This is a genomic window from Hominimerdicola alba (assembly GCF_900109655.1).
In the GTDB taxonomy this organism is placed as follows: domain Bacteria; phylum Bacillota; class Clostridia; order Oscillospirales; family Ruminococcaceae; genus Hominimerdicola; species Hominimerdicola alba_B.
In genome coordinates this window covers 32000-48781 of sequence record NZ_FOAT01000021.1, presented here as the reverse complement: position 1 = coordinate 48781, position 16782 = coordinate 32000, and the positions used below count along the sequence as shown (strand labels likewise).

Here is a 16782-nt window from a genome sequence, read left to right as displayed (position 1 = left end):
AAAGCGTCTCGGTGCTCGTGTTGATGCTTTCGATACACGTCCCGTTGTTGAAGAACAGGTAAAGTCCCTGGGCGCATCTTTCGTTAAGATAGACCTGGGTGAGATGGGACAGACCGATCAGGGTTACGCTAAGGAGCTCACACCCGAGCAGATAGCTAAACAGCAGGAAGCTCAGGCTAAGGTTTGCGAACGTTCAGATATCGTCATCACTACCGCTAAGGTATTCGGTAGAAAGGCTCCCCGCCTTATCGGCAAGGACGTTCTTGACCGCATGAAGAAGGGCGCAGTTGTTGTAGATATGGCAGTTTCCACTGGCGGTAACGTTGAAGGCTCAAAGCTCTTTGAGGACGTTGTTACCGAAAACGGCGTTACTATCATGTGCGGCGATATGCTTGAAAGACAGGTACCTTACGATGCATCAAAGATGCTCTCGGGTAACTTCTACGCATTCCTGACCCACTTCTATGATAAGGAAAGCAAGGAACTCAAGGTAAATCTCGAAGATGAGATCATGCGTGGCTGCCTGCTCACACAGGGCGGACAGATAATCCACGAGCGCTTCAAGAATAACTGATTCTTGGCGAATGAATCGAAAACGTTTTCTTAAAAATGATCAGGAGGTAAAGTAAAATGGCGACAGGCGAAATTCTTTTGCTGGTATTCGTGTTCGTTATCGCAGGATTCCTGGGCGTAGAGCTTATCTCGAAAGTGCCCTCGCAGCTGCATACACCCCTTATGTCGGGTACAAACGCGATCTCGGGCATCACTATTGTCGGTGCGATATCTGCAACAGCAGTAGCACTCCAGACAGATGGTATGCTCAGCAATATCTGCGGATTTGCAGCGATAGTTCTGGCAACTATAAACGTTATCGGCGGCTATCTGGTAACAGACAGAATGCTTGGTATGTTCAAGAAAAAAGGGGAGGATAAGAAGTGAATTTTGAAAATATCCGCACCGTCTGCACGACAGTGCTCTATATGGTATCCTCTGTACTGTTTATAAGAGGCATCAAGCTTCTGGGTAAGGCAGACACAGCACGTAAGGGTAATCTGATGTCTTCCGTAGGTATGCTCATCGCAGTAGTTACCGTGCTTTTCGAGAAAGATGTCACAAAAACAGTCACCAAAAACGGACCTATTAACAACGCATATGTCTGGGGCGTTGCAGCAATCGCTCTCGGAAGCATCATCGGTGCTATCTGGGCTAAAAAGGTAGAAATGACAGGTATGCCACAGCTGGTTGCTCTGTTCAACGGCTTCGGCGGACTTTCCAGCTTACTGGTGGCACTGACACAGTACATGACAGCCGAAAACATCAATACATTCTCAGCTATCGCACTAGGACTTACAGTAGCCATCGGTGCAATCGCATTCACAGGCTCGGTAGTTGCATGGGGCAAGCTGAGCGGCAAGATGTTCAAGAAGAACGTAACAATCCCTGCCAAGAACGCTATAAACGGCCTGCTGGCAGTTGTGGGACTTGTAGGCGTTGCTATCTACGCTCTGAGCATTGCAGGAGCAGTTGATGCAAGTGTAGGCACCATCGGTATAATCATCGTAACAGCTGCTTACCTTATACTGGGCTTCACAATGGTAGTTGCAATCGGCGGCGGCGATATGCCCGTTATCATCTCCCTGCTGAACGCTTTCTCGGGACTTGCAGCTGCATTTGCAGGTCTTTCCATCAGCAACAGCGTGCTGGTAGTATCCGGTTGTCTGGTAGGTACTTCGGGACTTATCCTGACCCTCATCATGTGCAAGGCTATGAACAGAACTCTTTACGCACTGCTGTTCAGCAGCTTCGGCGCAACCAAGAAGGGTGCTGCAGGCGAGCAGAAAGAGCCCAAGTCCATGTCTGTTGAGGACGCATATCTCATCCTCGAAGCAGCAAGCAGCGTAGTATTTATCCCAGGTTACGGCATGGCTGTTGCTCAGGCACAGCACGCTGTAAAGGAACTCTGTGACAAGCTTGAAGCTAACGGCGCAGAAGTAAACTTCGCTATCCACCCCGTTGCAGGACGTATGCCCGGTCACATGAACGTACTTCTGGCTGAGGCAAACGTACCTTACGAGCAGCTGAAGACCGCTGACGAGATGAATCCCCAGATGTCAAACACAGACGTTGCCATCGTTATAGGTGCAAACGACGTTGTTAACCCCTCCGCTATCAACGACGAAAGCTCTCCTCTTTACGGAATGCCTATCATCAACGCATTCGAGGCTAGAACTGTTTTCGTTCTCAAGCGTGGTAAGGGTACAGGTTTCTCAGGCGTTGAGAACCCCCTGTTCACCAACGACAACACCGTTATGATCTACGGCGATGCTAAGAATACTGTGGCTCAACTGGTTAGTGAGTTTGAGGAATAAACATCAAAAGTACATTTCAGAGGACAGTTCGCTGTCCTCTTTTTTTGTGCCTGTGAATAATTCAAAAAAATCGTGGGATACTTCAGATATGAAAGAGGTGTTCCGAAATATGAGCGAACCGTACTTCAACAACATAAAATCTGAGATACTTCGTACAGACCTAAAAAACAACCTTGAAATAACTCGTTCCGCCCTTGGCGAGACCGCCGACCTTAACATTATTAACATAACCATTGGCAGTACCGACTGCGCCATACTTTCCATTGAGGGTATGGCATCTTCCCAGCTGCTTGCGGAGCTTGTTTTTGAACCGCTCACTAACTTGGCAAGCGAAGGACCGTCCGCCAACGAGATAATTGATATGCTTGAAAAGCACAGTCTTATGTCCACCGACAGACAGCTCGTCACCGATTTTGGCAAGCTGTTTGAACTGCTGTTTTCTGGATTTGCCGCCATACTTATAGATGGTGTCCCACGCGCCGTTTGTCTTGGTATACAAGGCTTTGAGAAACGCGCCGTGTCTATTCCCGAAGCTGAACAGACCATCAGCGGAGCCCGCGACAGCTTCACCGAGACCCTTCGCACCAATATGTCCCTTATCCGCCGAAGACTGAAAACTCCCGCTTTGCGGTTTGAACTTTTGAAAGTTGGCAAACTCTCCGTGACGGATATCTGCATCGCCCATATCGAAGGCAGAGCCAGCACTGAGACCATCAATAAGATAAAGCAAAAATTGCAGTCCATTGAATTGGACACTGTCCTCAATGCAGGATATCTCATGCCTTTTCTTGACGAGACTTACAACCGTTCGATTTTCTCTGCTTTAACAGTAACCGAGCGCCCCGACAATGCCTGTGCCGCTCTGAACGAGGGTAAAATTTTGGTCATTATCGACGGCACCCCGGGCTGTATCCTACTGCCCACCGTCTTTGCTGATAACTTCCGCACAATGGACGATTACTGCGAAAAGCCGTTTTATGCGGCGTTTTCGCGCTGGATAAAATACGCATCGTTCCTGCTGGCGGTACTTCTTCCAGGGCTTTACACTGCTCTGGTCATGTTCCACCCCGAGGTATTTCCGCTGAAATTGCTGCTGAACCTCGCAGCCGCCGAGGTGGCAACACCCTACCCTCCCGTGGTGGAAATGCTCCTGTTAATGGTGCTTTTCGAGATCATGCGCGAGGCGGGTGTACGCCTGCCACGGTCAGTTGGCGGGGCGGTGTCCATAGTCGGCGGACTGATAATCGGCGATGCGGCAGTAAAAAGCGGTATGGTCTCTCAGCCCCTGCTGATAGTTGTTGGTATGACCGCCACCGCATCTTTCGTACTGCCGTCACTGTATCCCGCAATAACGGTTCTTCGGCTTATTTTCATAATAGCAGGAGGTTTCGGCGGACTTTACGGCATAGCAATAGCATCGGCTCTGCTAATCTTCAACATTTCCGCCGTAGATCAATACGGAACAGCTTTCACCTCGCCGCTGCTGCCTTTGCGCCACCACGGTCTCACCGACATTTTCGCCCGCGCGGGATTTCGTCAGCTTGCAAAACGTCACACCACCGTAACGGATAATTCGTCTGATGTACAATAATACGGACTTATTTTCCAATCGAAATTTTGTACAATAAAACGGATAATTTATGACTAAACAAAAACTATCTCCTGCCGAACTGATATGCCTGCTGCTGTGTGCAAGAAGCTTCACTACGCTGACCCTCTTCCCTGTCGGCATCACAGGCGGGCTCACCTATATGACAGGCGCTCTTATCTCCACGATTTTGCAGGCTTTCCTGCTGATACCCGCCTCAAAGCTTGCCGCCCAAACCCGTAATGACCCATGCACGCTGGCTTTCGGGCGGAGCAAAAATTACGGCAAAGCTGTTACGATAGCCTTTCTGCTGTACTTTATATATGAAGCCTTCCGCGATATCGGCGACCTTGCATACTTCACTGACTACTTTTTCGCCGTGAATATGACCAGAGTCATGACTGTGCTTTGCGTAGCTTTAGCGACGGTTTATGGGGCTAGACTTACCATTTCCGTCCTCGGCAGAACAGCCAGCATCACCTTTGCAGGAGTCATCATAATGCTGGCGATAATCGCCGCGGGCGCCGCCGAAGATATGGAGATCACCCGCTTTGACTACGCCGTTAACAACCTCCCCGCCGAGCTTGCAATGGCTGTATACGCCGAATTCTCCCGCTGTGAATGCCTTGCGCTGTTCTCTTTTCTAGCGGCAGATATCGACGGCGACCCAGAAAAGGCTTCAAAGCACTACCTCATCTCAAAAGGTGTTATCATCATGATAATCGCCGCAATGGTGACATCCGTTCTCGGGACTTTCGCTTTTGCCGAGAAACTGCCTGTATTCACCCTTGCAGCTGCATCTGAAAACCTGATAACCGAGCGCAGTGATGCAGTTTTTCTGCTGATCTGGGTGATGACAGGTATCGTCAAGCTGACCACACTTCTTTATTGTTCCGCTCGCTGTCTGCGGCTTCTCCGTCCCTCGACTTCCCATATCGGAAGCGTGCTTCTGGCAGGATCTCTCCCCACAGCCGCCGCACTTCCTCTGCTTCTGGGCTACGGCTGGGAAAAAGTCATCTACTCACCGCGCCCAGCCGCTCCGATAATCGTTCTTGCGCTGATAATCCCCGCATTTCTCCTGATAGATTCGCCGAAATCAAACCATGAAAGTGAGGTCTGACATGAAAAGAACTCTTCGATCCGACCGCACGTTTTTTCTCCTTATTACTGCCGTGCTGTGCTGTATCATACTGGCGGCAGGCGGCAGAAGTATCAGCATCGACAGGCGCGGGATAGTCCACGCAATGGGCATAGACCCCTGCGAAAATGGCTACCGCGTATCTTTGCAGATCTTCCAGCCCGCAGGCTCGGGCTCGGATACCGCAGTAGATGTCACAGGCGCGAACGTTGCTGTTGCCGTCAGCGAGGGCAAGACCGTCAGCGAAGCCCTGTCCGCCGCAGACAGTTCCACAGGAAAAGAGTTGTTTTTTGGACACTTACAGCTGATATGTCTTGGCAGCGGTATCGCCCTTGATGATCCGCCAGAGCTTTTCTCCTTTGCCCTTGGCGGCAAAAATATCAGCCCCTCAGCCGATATATGCATGACACAAGGCAAGGCTGAAGACCTCATGCAGCTGAAACTCACCGAGGACGAAACCTCGGCTGAAGCCCTTTCGAGCCTTATCAGCACATCCGCCGAATACTCCCGAACTATCAACTGTGACCTGAAATCTCTGCTTTCCGATGAAGGCAGCGCCGCCATGCCTGTGCTTGAAGTCATAAGCAACGGCGACACAGACAGCAGTTCGGCGGACACCCCATCTATATCGGAAAGTGTAAGGGTGGCAGGAACAGCCGTAGTCACCCGAGAGGGCAAAAGCCTCCTCACCGAGAACGCCGCCCTCTCCGCGGCACTGCTTTCGGGCAAAGCCGATAAAGGCAGCGTTGTGACTATCCTTGACGGCAAAAGCGTGACCTCCCAGCTTGACAACTGCCGACGTTACCGCACCATAACTTTAGAAAACGGCAGACTGATACTTCGCACAAATATCACAGTATCAGCCCGCCCCGATCACGAGCTTGACCCCCAGCAGAGCAAAAGACTCAGCATCGTCACGGCACAAGCCCTCGCATCCGACTGCACAGCCCTGCAATCCGAAATGTTCCAAAGTGGCGCAGATATCTTCGGCACATCACAGCTGATAAAACAGCGTTACCCGAAGCTGTGGCTAAAATACCGCGATGCCCCAGAAAAACTACTTTCCGCGGTAGAAGCCCATGTGAATATCACGGTAAAAGTCGTATGAAGTCAGAAAATGTCAATTCGTGTTTTTTGAAATTATTCCCCATTCTATCACACAGATTTCACATCACAAGGTTATTATATTAACATCAACAGAGAATGCTTCATATTTTTTCTTCATATATTTTTTCTAAACTTCCTTAAAAAACGGCGTCCCGTACAATAGTGTGCGGGACGTCGTTTTTGCGCTGTGATTTAACGTTCCTGCATTTTTCGGATAGCAGAGTGCCGCAAGTATTCTATAATAATTTTAAAGGAAAACTATTTCAGAATATTCGCATCTTATATAATTTACTATTTTAACGATTTTAACACCATCACGTTACTTTACACTATTATGTAATTTAATGTTAACAAAACTTCAAAAATCACTTTTCAAATACCCCGTGAAGACCATAATTATCTTCCAAAAATGCTTTTTTCATCATCGGGTGACACTTTTTTCACTCAGCCATCACATTAAGTGCTAAAATGAAAGGTATGTGATAAATACTTCCATATTCTTTCAAGCTATTTTCATTCCGGTTTAAATTAGTTTTTAAGTTAGGGAAATATACTTTAAACATAGAAAACAAACAGCGGCACAGACCGCCAGACGATAAATCAAATCACAAAGGAGTATGTCTTATGGATAACATGGAAAACAACAACATCAATAACATTAATAATACACCCGCACAGAGCGAGAACCTCTACAGACCTGCTGAGTATTCAGCACCCGCAGCTTCGGCCCCCCGCACAAAGAACAGCAAGCTTCGTCTTGCGGCACTGGCAGTAAGCTTCAGCCTGCTGGGCGGTGCACTTGGCACAGGCGGAACATTCGCAGCTATCAAGTACCTCGGTACAAATCCATCTGCCGCTCAGACAAAGGCAGACGCTGCAGATACCAAAGCTGAATCCTCTACAGAGAGCAACACCGAAACAGGCAAGGCAGTCATCAAGACAGCTGAATCGGGCGAAAAGGCAGTTGCAATGCAGACAGTAAAGACCGACGGCACTCAGCTGACAGCTTCCGAGGTATATAAGAATAATGTAAACTCCACCGTAGGTATCACCACCGAGATAAGCAGCACAAACTACTTCGGCTATACCACCACAGCAGCTGCAAGCGGTTCGGGCTTCATCATCACCGATGACGGTTACATAGTTACTAACTATCACGTAATCGACGGTGCTAACAAGGTAAAGGTAACAACCTACGATAACACTTCCTATGATGCTGAGATCGTCGGCAGCGACGAAAGCAACGATATCGCAGTTCTGAAGATCGACGCAAAGGGTCTTGAAGCAGTTACCCTCGGCGATTCCGAAGCACTCAGCGTAGGCGATAACGTAGTAGCTATCGGCAACCCTCTTGGTGAGCTCACATTCACCCTGACTTCAGGCGTTGTAAGCGCTATGGACAGACAGATCACAACTTCCAATTCCGTTATGATGAACCTCATCCAGACCGACTGCGCTATAAACTCCGGCAACTCGGGCGGAGCACTGTTCAATATGTACGGAGAAGTTATAGGCGTTACAAACGCTAAGTATTCCAGCAATTCCAGCACCGAAGCTTCCATCGATAACATCGGTTTCGCTATCCCCATCAACACCGTTAAGGATATCGTTACCAGCATCATCGAAAACGGCTATGTTGTTAAGCCCTACATCGGTGTATCTGTTGAAACAGTAAGCAGCGATATGAAGTCCTACGGTATCCCCGAGGGTGCAGTTGTTAGACAGGTAAACGACGATTCTCCCGCTAAGGAAGCAGGCATCGAAGTCAACGATATCGTCACCAAGATCGACGGCAAGGAGATCGCATCTTCCACCGATATGGTAGCAGCTATCAGAAAGTGCAAAAAGGGCGATACCATCACAGTTACAGTTTACAGACAGGGCGAGACCAAGGAATTCAGCATAGTTGTTGACGAGACCAAGCCCGAAGAGAAGACCGAGGACGATCAGGCTCAGCAGCAGGAACAGCAGCAGGAACAGCAGCAGAACAATCAGGGCCGCGGCAACTATCAGTACGGCTACGGCGATGAGTTCGAGGGCATGGATCCCTTTGAGTTCTTCGGCATGAGATAATTCGCAAGATAAAAAGCTCTTCATTGAGAGTATGTGTAAATAACTTCTAAAAAACCTTCACCATAAGCAGCCGCGCTCCCTCCCCCTTTAGCGCGGCTGTTTCTTTTTCTAACAGACTACGTGCTTTATCGAAGAAAACAATAGAACGAATTAATAAGCAATTATATATCATATTTATTATGATCGGCTACACAAATCGAAAATAAAGATCGTGGAAACCTATATATACAGCCCGTTTAAATATTTTTGCGAAAATTTTGTGAAAACACTTGCTTTTTTTGGAGAAGTGTGCTATAATATCTAAGTACTCCGACGATGAAGATAATTCTATCGGCGGTAAAGACCGGGAAAAGATATCCGGACGTTGATTCGATCCGAGATATGGGTGTGCGGGTCCTGTACAATGAAACGCTGTGAACCATGTCAGGCGGGGAACCGAGCAGCATTAAGCGGTTTGTTTCGTGTGTTACAGTTTCGCCTGCACGCCTATATGTCGGATCGATTTTTATTAAGGGAGTGAGAATGTGTATCAGGCTTTATACAGAAAATGGCGTCCAAGAACCTTTGATGACGTTGTATCTCAGCCTCATATCACGACTACACTCAAAAACCAGATAATCTCAGGCAAAACAGCCCATGCGTACCTTTTCACAGGTTCACGAGGCACAGGTAAGACCACCTGCGCCAGAATATTCGCAAAGGCTGTAAACTGCGAAAACGGCAAGGACGGTATGCCCTGCTGTGAATGTGAGATATGCCGAGCCGCAGATAATGGCTCCCTTGGGGATATAATCGAGATAGACGCAGCATCAAATGCCAGCGTCAACGATATCAGAGAACTGCGCGAAGGCGTTATGTTCACCCCCGAGATGTGCAAATATAAAGTGTATATCATCGACGAGGTGCATATGCTTTCGGTGGGCGCATTCAACGCTCTGCTGAAAACTATGGAAGAACCGCCTCCTCACGTTAAGTTCATACTGGCGACCACCGAGATACAGAAAGTCCCTGCGACTATCGTTTCAAGGTGTCAGCATTTTGATTTCAACCGCATAAAGACCGAGGATATCGTGGCAAGGCTGACGTATATCGCAGGTCAGGAGGGTTTCACTCTCCACGAGGACGCAGCTGAGCTTATCGCAAGGCTTTCCGACGGCGGTATGAGAGATGCGCTTTCGCTTCTCGACCAGTGCGTTGCTTTCTCGGATGATATCACACTGGATACTGTATCGAGTGCTTCAGGTATCGCTGGCAGGGATTACCTCTTCGATATACTTGAAAGCATAGCCGACAAAGACGCGGCAGGTGCGCTCAAAAGGATAAACGAGCTGCACTCCATGTCAAAAGACCTTAAAGTGCTGGCAGGCGAACTTCTGGAACAGATGAGGAATGTCATGCTGGCTGCTACCATAGATAACGGCAGGGAGCTTATCACCTGTCTCCCCGATGAACTCAAACGCATCGAGGATATAGCAAAGAAAATGTCCCTGAATGATATACTGGGCTGCATTTCTCTTTTGCAGGAAAGCTCGGATAAACTGGCTAAAAGCACTTCCAAGAGGATAGAGCTTGAAATGTGCATAATAAGGCTGTGTACCTCAGGATTCGGCAAAAATGCCCCCGCAGCTGTATCTCAGTCGGCAATGCCTGACGGTGAGCTGCTGAAGCGCCTCACAAGGCTCGAAGATGCAGTACGCAGCGGTGCTGTGGCAGATATCCCGAAGCAGGAAGTCGAAGCTCCGCCAAAACCCGAGCCCGATCCCGATTTCAAAAAAATGGATCCGTCACAGATACAGCCCATAAATAACTGGGATGGCATAGTTGATGAGATAAGCCGCAGAAATCCTGCAATAAGCGGATTTTTAAGAAAATCAAAAGCTTTTCTCGGCGGAAGCACGGTGTTCATCATCGTAGATAATGACTTTTTCTTCCAGCAGTTCAAAAAGCTAAACGCACATTCACTGATACAGGAAGTGCTAAAGGAAAATTTCGGACAGACCTTCAATATCAAAGCAAAGTCAGCTAAAAACGTTTCGCCCGAAGATAAGGAAAACCCGATCAACAGGCTGCTTGAAAAGGCTAAAAAGCTTGATATCGAAGTCGATATAAAAAAATCAAATTAAGGAGTTATTGACAATGAAAGCAAGAGTTCCCAACGGAATGGGCAAAGGTCCTTCCAACAATATGAATCAGATGTTAAAGCAGGCACAGAAGATGCAGGATCAGATCACTGCTCTTCAGGCAGATCTCGAACAGAGAGAATTCAAGGGCACTGCAGGCGGCGGAGTTGTTGAAGTTACTATCAACGGCAAGAGAAACGTTCTCGATCTGAAGATCGCTCCCGAGATCGTTAATCCCGAGGAGATCGAGGATCTGCAGGATATGGTAAAGGCTGCATTCAATGCTGCTGTTGACAACCTGGACGAGATCAGCGATGCTGAGATGCAGAAGCTGACAGGCGGCGTATCCTTCCCCGGCCTGTTCTAAGAAATGGCTGAAACTAACGCACTGCCTCTCGTACTGCTTACCGAGCAGTTCGCAAAGCTGCCCGGCATAGGGATGAAATCCGCCCAGAGATTAGCTTATCACGTTATGCGTATGAGCGATAAGGACGCAGAGGCTTTCGCCAACGCGGTACTTAATGTACATAAAAATGTACATCTCTGCAAGGAATGTCAGAACTATACCGACAGACACCTTTGCCCCATCTGCGATGATGACAGGCGCGACCACAGCGTGATATGCGTGGTGGAAAGTCCACAGGATATCACCGCTATCGAGCGCACGGGAGAGTATAAGGGCGTATATCATGTGCTGCATGGTCTGATATCTCCCATAAACGGAGTATCACCCGATGACCTCAAAATCAAGGAGCTGCTTGCAAGGATAAATTCAGGCATAGCCGATGAAGTCATCATGGCGACCAACCCCACAGTTGAGGGTGATGCAACAGCCTTCTATATCTCAAAACTGCTGAAACCCCTCGGAGTGAAAGTCACAAGGCTTGCCTTCGGACTGCCTATAGGCGGTCAGTTGGAGTATGCAGATGAGATAACACTGTTTAAAGCTCTCGAAAACCGCAGCGAGATATAAAACAAAACACAAAGCATCTTCACTTTTTAGCGAAGATGCTTTTTATTATTGTATAAAATTCAAAACGACCTCTCATGTATTACAGGTATCCGACGAACTGTCATCAGCGTAAAATATGCTGTGTATGAAAAACGACAACACCAGTTCGATCACAGCTAATACATAGATCAGGCAACCTAAATAAAACAAGCCAAAACCATCCCAGCCGCCTATCAATTCACTTATCAATATCGTCAGCGTTCCCGCAAGCACAAGACCGTAATATATCACCGAATTGATCTTATAGAACTTTCTGCTTTCTGCGTATTCCGCTGCGACCCTATCCTTCCAAAGTCCGCTCATCGTAAATATAAAAGCCAATGACGCGATAAATACTTTCACCAAGAAATCATAATCGAGTTGGTCTAGTCCACTATCCCTAAATATGTGTCCAATCGACCATACAGCAGCTGAAATGAACACTACCGATTTCAGAAACGTAAGCACAGTAAGTAAAAGACTTCTGAAAAATTTCATATTGATGCCCCCTTGAGCCTTTTATTGTCTTGTAAATAATATCACATATTCCCCCACAAGTCAATGAAAGCAAGGTATTTCTTTCCTGAAAACTGAGCGATGATATCATGTTGTCAGAAAACAAAACCCCTCCGCCGCTGAAATACCACCAGCGACAAAGGGTGCGATTCATTTTATAAGTTTATAGTAAACAAGCGCCGCAAGTACCGCCTCGACAAAAAGTATCATCGGCAGACCCACCGAAAACTTCGGCTTTCTCGTCTTGTGATGAAATACCATCATGCCCGTCAGACCGCCCAATATGCCGAATACCGCGGCGATGATAAGGGTCTTTTCGGGGATACGCCATTTGTCGTGCTTCGCTTTCAGCTTGTCGATGCCGTAAAGCAGGAACACAGCAAGATTCACCACGCCGTAGATGCACAGAAGCACCATGCCTATCTTATCCATCATTCTTAGCCTTTCTTATCCGCAGTCCCCTGAAAAACTCCGTAAGTGCCGCGGCACATTCTTCTTCCATCACGCCGCCGATACATTCAGGTTTGTGATTGTATGGCAGGGCAAATAGGTCTACCACCGAGCCGCATGAGCCCGCTTTCTTGTCATACGCCCCGAATATCACCCGCTCTACACGGGAGTTTATCACCGCACCTGCACACATGGGACAGGGCTCCAGCGTTACATAAAGCTCGCAGTCTATTAGCCGCCAGCCGCCGAGCTTGCGGCTTGCTTCCTCGATAGCTACTATCTCAGCATGGGTCAGGGGTGAACGTCCGTATTCACGCCTGTTGAACCCTCTGCCGACTATCTCGCCCGTACTCTTTTTAACGACTACCGCCCCCACAGGAACTTCGTCCTCCTCAGCCGCCAGAGCCGCCAGCTCCAGCGCCTTGCGCATATACATCTCGTCCCGCGTCACTGACCTATCCTCATATTCACTATCGTGAGTATCAGCGCACACACGAACCACATAGCCACTGTATTCGATGAAAGCATGAGCTTTACCTTCTTTGTAAAGGTCAGCTCCGATTCACGTGTATCCGCATTGAAAGTCCAGTCATTGCGATAATTGAGCCTCGTATACGCAACCAGAGCACCTATGCATATCAGTATGCACAGCGCAATCGCAAGTATGCGTCCCAGTGAGGGATTTAGCATACCAACATATACCACCATATAATTCACCGTAGTAGTCACCGAGTGCATCAGTATCGCTGTAACGATAGAACCAGAGCGCACGGTAAATACGCCTATTACCATGGAACAAAGTATTGAAAAGCCCATGTAGCTCAGATCATAGAAACACAGCCCGCAGGCGATGCTCGCCACAGCAACCGCAAAGGAATCGCCAAACTGACGGAAGCTCTGCAATACCAGTCCTCTGAAAAGCATCTCGCACAGCACAGGCATTATTATGCAGTTGTATACCGCCGAAATTATCTGTACCGCAGGCTCGCTGCTGTCAAACATATAGATGTATACGCTGTCCACCTTGATAACGCTGAGTATCATCGAAAGCAGGGTGCTTGCAAGTCTGCCCATAACTATTATCATGAGCATTATCATTATCGCCGTTACCCTGAATTCCGCAGTGTTATTTTTTTTGCCAGAAGGCAGTGCCACCTTGCGCGGAAGCTTTGAACGCATTTGGTATATTATCATCGCAGTGATGTATTTAAGTGTGCTGATGCAGGTAAAAAGTATGCATGGAAATGTCTCCGAATTTCCGATAGTGTATCTTTTTGAAAAATATACCACACCGCAGGGACCGCCGTTCATGTACACAGCAAGCAGATAATTCACCACATCGAACATCAGCATGACCAGCATAACAGCACCCAGCAGTCTCAGACAATTGTGCAGTGTCTGGCTCTCCGCTGTATCAGCGCCATGCTTTATAAAGCCGCTGCCCGCCATATATGAATGTTCACGCGAATCGTGTACGTAGTTGAAGGAATACTGGTTCGATTCATCAGCACGCCATTTGAAATAAGCGTCTTCATACTCCTCGTTCTGATTTCTGTAAGTACGTTCTTTCGCAACGTTGCGGACAAAGCTCTTATCCTTTTTGCCTGCCATCCTCTCACCTCCCGTGAAATAATCAATACTTATGATATTATAACATAATCTACCCCAAAAGTAAAGTATAAATAAACAAATTTTACAATTCCATATTAAAAATATCAGTTCTTGATCCTCACGCCACCGCATATAATAATATAGTACAGCATACCATTCCCCGATAGGAGGCAGATAATATGAGACCCGACCTGCAATGTGCCATAGTTCTTACCATATGTATGGCTCTGATACCCTGCCTGGTCTTCACAAGAGTAAAAGCCTGTGATACCGCTGAAATGACCGTAGGCGTGTACCTGACAGCCGAAGACAGAGTCGAAGAATACTCCCTTGAAGACTACACCATAGGCGCAGTCCTCGCACAGATGCCCGCAGATTTCAGCGAAGAAGCCCTGAAAGCCCAGGCAGTCCTTGCAAGAACATACATATACCGCCGTGCCATGACCGAAGAGGACTCCCCTACCAAGTCACTCCGCGGCGCACTTATCAGCGATGATGAACATATCTACCAGAGCTTTTTTACCCCCGATGAAGCCGGTGAATTCTACGGTGAAGACTACGAAAAAGCCCGCCGTCGTGTGCTGAAAGCAGTCCGCTCTGCACAGTGGATACTGACCTATCAAGGCGAACCCATAACACCTGCCTACCATTCCGCATCATCGGGCATGACCGAGAGCGCCCTCTGTGCATGGGGACAGGATATCCCCTATCTGCAGCCCGCAGAAAGCAGCACTGATACCGAATTAAATGGCATCGAAACCACTGTGACCCTGACCTTTGATGATATGCGTGATATATCCAATGAAAGCCTAGGCATAACCCTCACAGGCTCTCCCGAAAACTGGCTGACCACCGAGCAAAACGAGCGCGATTACGTGACCTCGGTAACTCTCGGCAGCACAGAAGTGAATGTTCAGCAGTTTGTCAGCGCTTTCGGAATAGCCTCACCATGTTTTACATATGAAACAAAGAGAGATACTTTCGCCTTCACCGCGAGGGGATTCGGGCATATGGTGGGCATGAGCCAGTACGGTGCAAATTCAATGGCAGAAAATGGCAGTTCATGTAAGGAAATACTCGCTCACTATTTCAAAAACTGCACCCTGAAAGAAGAATAGACCCACTCAGAAAAAGTTTCACTAAGTCTTCACAATGTAAGCGAAATGTAACTTTTTCCGATGTTTCAAAGCCCCTGAAAATCCCATTTTGCGTATGTTCAGAAATATTTAACTTGACAAAACTGCCGAAAATGAGTATAATTATGTTTAATGATTACGTTATGGTTACAATTTTTCACGACAGTTGAAAGGATAGACCCAAAAATGATCACCAACAAATATACAGTCAAGAAAGCCATTGCTCTCTGCCTTGCACTTACCCTGGCAGCAGGCGTTTTTGGCGGAGCAGGCAAAAGGGATACTGCCATCAGCACAGCTGCAGCTCCCCAACAGGAGCAGGATCAGTATGAGACTGAGCTGGAATTGCTGAAAGCCGAGCAGGAAGCTCTTGACAAGAAGATAGCGGAAGCCGATGCTGAGTTTGAAAAGCAAAAGGGCGATCTCAAAGCTCTTAAAGCAAGGTACACCGCAGTAAAAGCTAAGATAGACAACGTTGAGGAACAGCTGGCTAAGAACGAAGATGCTATGGTCGAGCTGGACACCCGCCTGAGAAATGCCAGAAACGACCTTGAAATCAAGAACAAAGAGATCGAAGTTCTGAAAGACGAGTTCATGAAAAGACTGAAATCCATGTATGTGGCGGGCGGAGTAAGTACATACGAGAACGTGCTGGTAAATTCCACCGATTTCTTTGATGTGCTTATGCGCTTTGAACTTGTAAAGCGCGTAGCATCCCACGATGATGAAGCTCTCGATACTCTTATGGAGAAAAAGCGCGAGATCGAAGAAGTTAAAGCCGAAATCGAGGAAAACTCCGAAAAGCTGAAAAAACAGACAGCTGAGTATTCCGATATGATGGAAGAACTCAACGCCGAGAAAAAATCGCTGAAGGAACTCATCGACAGCGCAGACGGCAAACTGGATACCATGGCTCTTGATAAGGCAGCCCTTGAACTTCGTTCATCACAGCTGACCGAAGCAAGAAAGACAGCCACAACTACCACAACCACAGCTCCCACGACTACCATCGAGGATAAGAACGATGAATCTTCCGAAAGCGAAGTTTCGTCCACAAAGCATACTACTGCACCCTCTGAGGACGAGCCCGAGGACACACCGACCGAGACAACCAAGAAGAAAACGACCACAACGATAGATCAGGAAGAGCCCGAACCCGAGCCGGAACCCATTCCCGAGCCTCAGCCCGAACCTGAGCCTGAGCCTGAACCTCAGCCCGAACCCGAGCCGGAGCCCGAACCTCAGCCGGTAGATGATTCACGCCAGAGCAGGATAAATACCGTAATGGACTACGCTCGCAGCAACGTCGGCGGCGCATATGTATGGGGCGGATCAAGTTTCCGTGCAAACGACTGCTCAGGACTAGTAATGCTCAGCTATTCACAGATAGGCATAAATCTGCCTCACCTTGCATCGTCACAGGCGGGCTACGGCACAGCAGTCAGCTACGGCGACCTTCAGGAAGGCGATCTGGTATTCTTCGGCTACGGCGGAATAGGCAGTATCTACCATGTTGCGATATACAACGGCAACGGAAGGATAGTCCACGCTGCAAACAGCAACGACGGCATTATATTCTCCGACCTTGCAAGCTTCTCTATCTACAATCCGATAGTATGCATGCGCAGGATTATATGATACCCATAAAAGACATAACGTAAAAACAGCCCCGAAGCATAAAAA

At 48.0% G+C, this 16782-nt stretch carries 15 protein-coding genes, 1 other RNA gene and 1 pseudogene; 13 read left to right on the top strand and 4 right to left on the bottom strand.

Annotation, left to right across the window (positions count from 1 at the left end):
* The 11 genes and pseudogenes from BMY75_RS15820 to recR form a co-directional block, all read left to right on the top strand.
* Positions 1–574: pseudogene (locus BMY75_RS15820) on the top strand (NAD(P)(+) transhydrogenase (Re/Si-specific) subunit alpha); the annotation flags it as partial.
* A 56-nt stretch (positions 575–630) separates the two neighbouring features.
* Positions 631–939 (top strand): NAD(P) transhydrogenase subunit alpha part 2, encoded by a 309-nt coding sequence (locus tag BMY75_RS15815; RefSeq protein WP_024855976.1) that lies wholly within the window; start codon positions 631–633, stop codon positions 937–939.
* On the top strand, positions 936–2369 hold the full coding sequence (locus BMY75_RS15810; protein ID WP_081350552.1) for an NAD(P)(+) transhydrogenase (Re/Si-specific) subunit beta: 1434 nt from the start codon (positions 936–938) through the stop codon (positions 2367–2369). Before BMY75_RS15815 ends, BMY75_RS15810 begins: the two co-directional genes overlap by 4 nt.
* A 109-nt stretch (positions 2370–2478) precedes the next feature.
* On the top strand, positions 2479–3960 hold the full coding sequence (locus BMY75_RS15805; RefSeq protein WP_074835795.1) for a spore germination protein: 1482 nt from the start codon (positions 2479–2481) through the stop codon (positions 3958–3960).
* Between the two features lie 49 nt (positions 3961–4009).
* Complete coding sequence (locus BMY75_RS15800) at positions 4010–5077, top strand: hypothetical protein (protein WP_074835792.1); 1068 nt, start codon at positions 4010–4012, stop codon at positions 5075–5077.
* 1 nt (position 5078) lies between these two features.
* Positions 5079–6203, top strand: a complete 1125-nt coding sequence (locus BMY75_RS15795) for a Ger(x)C family spore germination protein (protein WP_074835789.1) — start codon at positions 5079–5081, stop codon at positions 6201–6203.
* Positions 6204–6826: 623 nt separating this feature from the next.
* Entirely contained in the window at positions 6827–8275 is a 1449-nt protein-coding gene (locus BMY75_RS15790; RefSeq protein WP_074835786.1) for a S1C family serine protease, read from the top strand.
* A gap of 387 nt (positions 8276–8662) precedes the next feature.
* Positions 8663–8762: signal recognition particle sRNA small type (gene ffs, locus BMY75_RS15785), an RNA gene on the top strand.
* A 37-nt stretch (positions 8763–8799) separates the two neighbouring features.
* A complete protein-coding gene (dnaX, locus tag BMY75_RS15780; RefSeq protein ID WP_074835783.1) occupies positions 8800–10398 on the top strand; it encodes a DNA polymerase III subunit gamma/tau in 1599 nt (532 codons plus the stop codon).
* Between the two features lie 13 nt (positions 10399–10411).
* Positions 10412–10762, top strand: coding sequence for a YbaB/EbfC family nucleoid-associated protein (locus tag BMY75_RS15775; RefSeq protein ID WP_024855969.1), 351 nt, complete (start codon positions 10412–10414; stop codon positions 10760–10762).
* A 3-nt stretch (positions 10763–10765) separates the two neighbouring features.
* Entirely contained in the window at positions 10766–11368 is a 603-nt protein-coding gene (recR, locus tag BMY75_RS15770; RefSeq protein WP_074835780.1) for a recombination mediator RecR, read from the top strand.
* A gap of 72 nt (positions 11369–11440) precedes the next feature.
* On the opposite strand, the gene BMY75_RS18285 is transcribed toward recR, so the two are convergent.
* From BMY75_RS18285 to BMY75_RS15750, 4 genes are all read right to left on the bottom strand, one after another.
* Positions 11441–11710, bottom strand: coding sequence for a hypothetical protein (locus BMY75_RS18285; RefSeq protein WP_139199858.1), 270 nt, complete (start codon positions 11708–11710; stop codon positions 11441–11443).
* Between the two features lie 342 nt (positions 11711–12052).
* On the bottom strand, positions 12053–12337 hold the full coding sequence (locus BMY75_RS15760) for a DUF1294 domain-containing protein (RefSeq protein ID WP_074835775.1): 285 nt from the start codon (positions 12335–12337) through the stop codon (positions 12053–12055).
* A complete protein-coding gene (tadA, locus tag BMY75_RS15755) occupies positions 12327–12803 on the bottom strand; it encodes a tRNA adenosine(34) deaminase TadA (protein WP_081350590.1) in 477 nt (158 codons plus the stop codon). Before tadA ends, BMY75_RS15760 begins: the two co-directional genes overlap by 11 nt.
* Positions 12800–13963: a CPBP family intramembrane glutamic endopeptidase gene (locus tag BMY75_RS15750; protein ID WP_074835772.1), complete on the bottom strand. Its 1164-nt coding sequence runs from the start codon at positions 13961–13963 to the stop codon at positions 12800–12802. The genes tadA and BMY75_RS15750 overlap by 4 nt, the downstream gene beginning before the upstream one ends.
* A 179-nt stretch (positions 13964–14142) precedes the next feature.
* Between BMY75_RS15750 and spoIID the strand changes: the two genes are divergently transcribed.
* Both spoIID and BMY75_RS15740 read left to right on the top strand, forming a co-directional pair.
* Positions 14143–15081 (top strand): stage II sporulation protein D, encoded by a 939-nt coding sequence (gene spoIID, locus BMY75_RS15745; protein WP_074835769.1) that lies wholly within the window; start codon positions 14143–14145, stop codon positions 15079–15081.
* A gap of 204 nt (positions 15082–15285) precedes the next feature.
* Entirely contained in the window at positions 15286–16737 is a 1452-nt protein-coding gene (locus tag BMY75_RS15740) for a C40 family peptidase (protein WP_074835766.1), read from the top strand.
* Positions 16738–16782 lie beyond the last annotated feature (45 nt).

What these genes read in the sequence shown, in the direction of transcription:
- BMY75_RS15815 (WP_024855976.1), top strand. Translation starts at nt 631, where the DNA reads ATGGCGACAGGCGAAATTCTTTTGCTGGTATTCGTGTTCGTTATCGCA.
- BMY75_RS15805 (WP_074835795.1), top strand. Translation starts at nt 2,479, where the DNA reads ATGAGCGAACCGTACTTCAACAACATAAAATCTGAGATACTTCGTACA.
- BMY75_RS15800 (WP_074835792.1), top strand. Translation starts at nt 4,010, where the DNA reads ATGACTAAACAAAAACTATCTCCTGCCGAACTGATATGCCTGCTGCTG.
- BMY75_RS15795 (WP_074835789.1), top strand. Translation starts at nt 5,079, where the DNA reads ATGAAAAGAACTCTTCGATCCGACCGCACGTTTTTTCTCCTTATTACT.
- BMY75_RS15790 (WP_074835786.1), top strand. Translation starts at nt 6,827, where the DNA reads ATGGATAACATGGAAAACAACAACATCAATAACATTAATAATACACCC.
- BMY75_RS15775 (WP_024855969.1), top strand. Translation starts at nt 10,412, where the DNA reads ATGAAAGCAAGAGTTCCCAACGGAATGGGCAAAGGTCCTTCCAACAAT.
- recR (WP_074835780.1), top strand. Translation starts at nt 10,766, where the DNA reads ATGGCTGAAACTAACGCACTGCCTCTCGTACTGCTTACCGAGCAGTTC.
- BMY75_RS18285 (WP_139199858.1), bottom strand. Translation starts at nt 11,710, where the DNA reads ATGAGCGGACTTTGGAAGGATAGGGTCGCAGCGGAATACGCAGAAAGC.
- BMY75_RS15760 (WP_074835775.1), bottom strand. Translation starts at nt 12,337, where the DNA reads ATGATGGATAAGATAGGCATGGTGCTTCTGTGCATCTACGGCGTGGTG.
- BMY75_RS15750 (WP_074835772.1), bottom strand. Translation starts at nt 13,963, where the DNA reads ATGGCAGGCAAAAAGGATAAGAGCTTTGTCCGCAACGTTGCGAAAGAA.
- spoIID (WP_074835769.1), top strand. Translation starts at nt 14,143, where the DNA reads ATGAGACCCGACCTGCAATGTGCCATAGTTCTTACCATATGTATGGCT.
- BMY75_RS15740 (WP_074835766.1), top strand. Translation starts at nt 15,286, where the DNA reads ATGATCACCAACAAATATACAGTCAAGAAAGCCATTGCTCTCTGCCTT.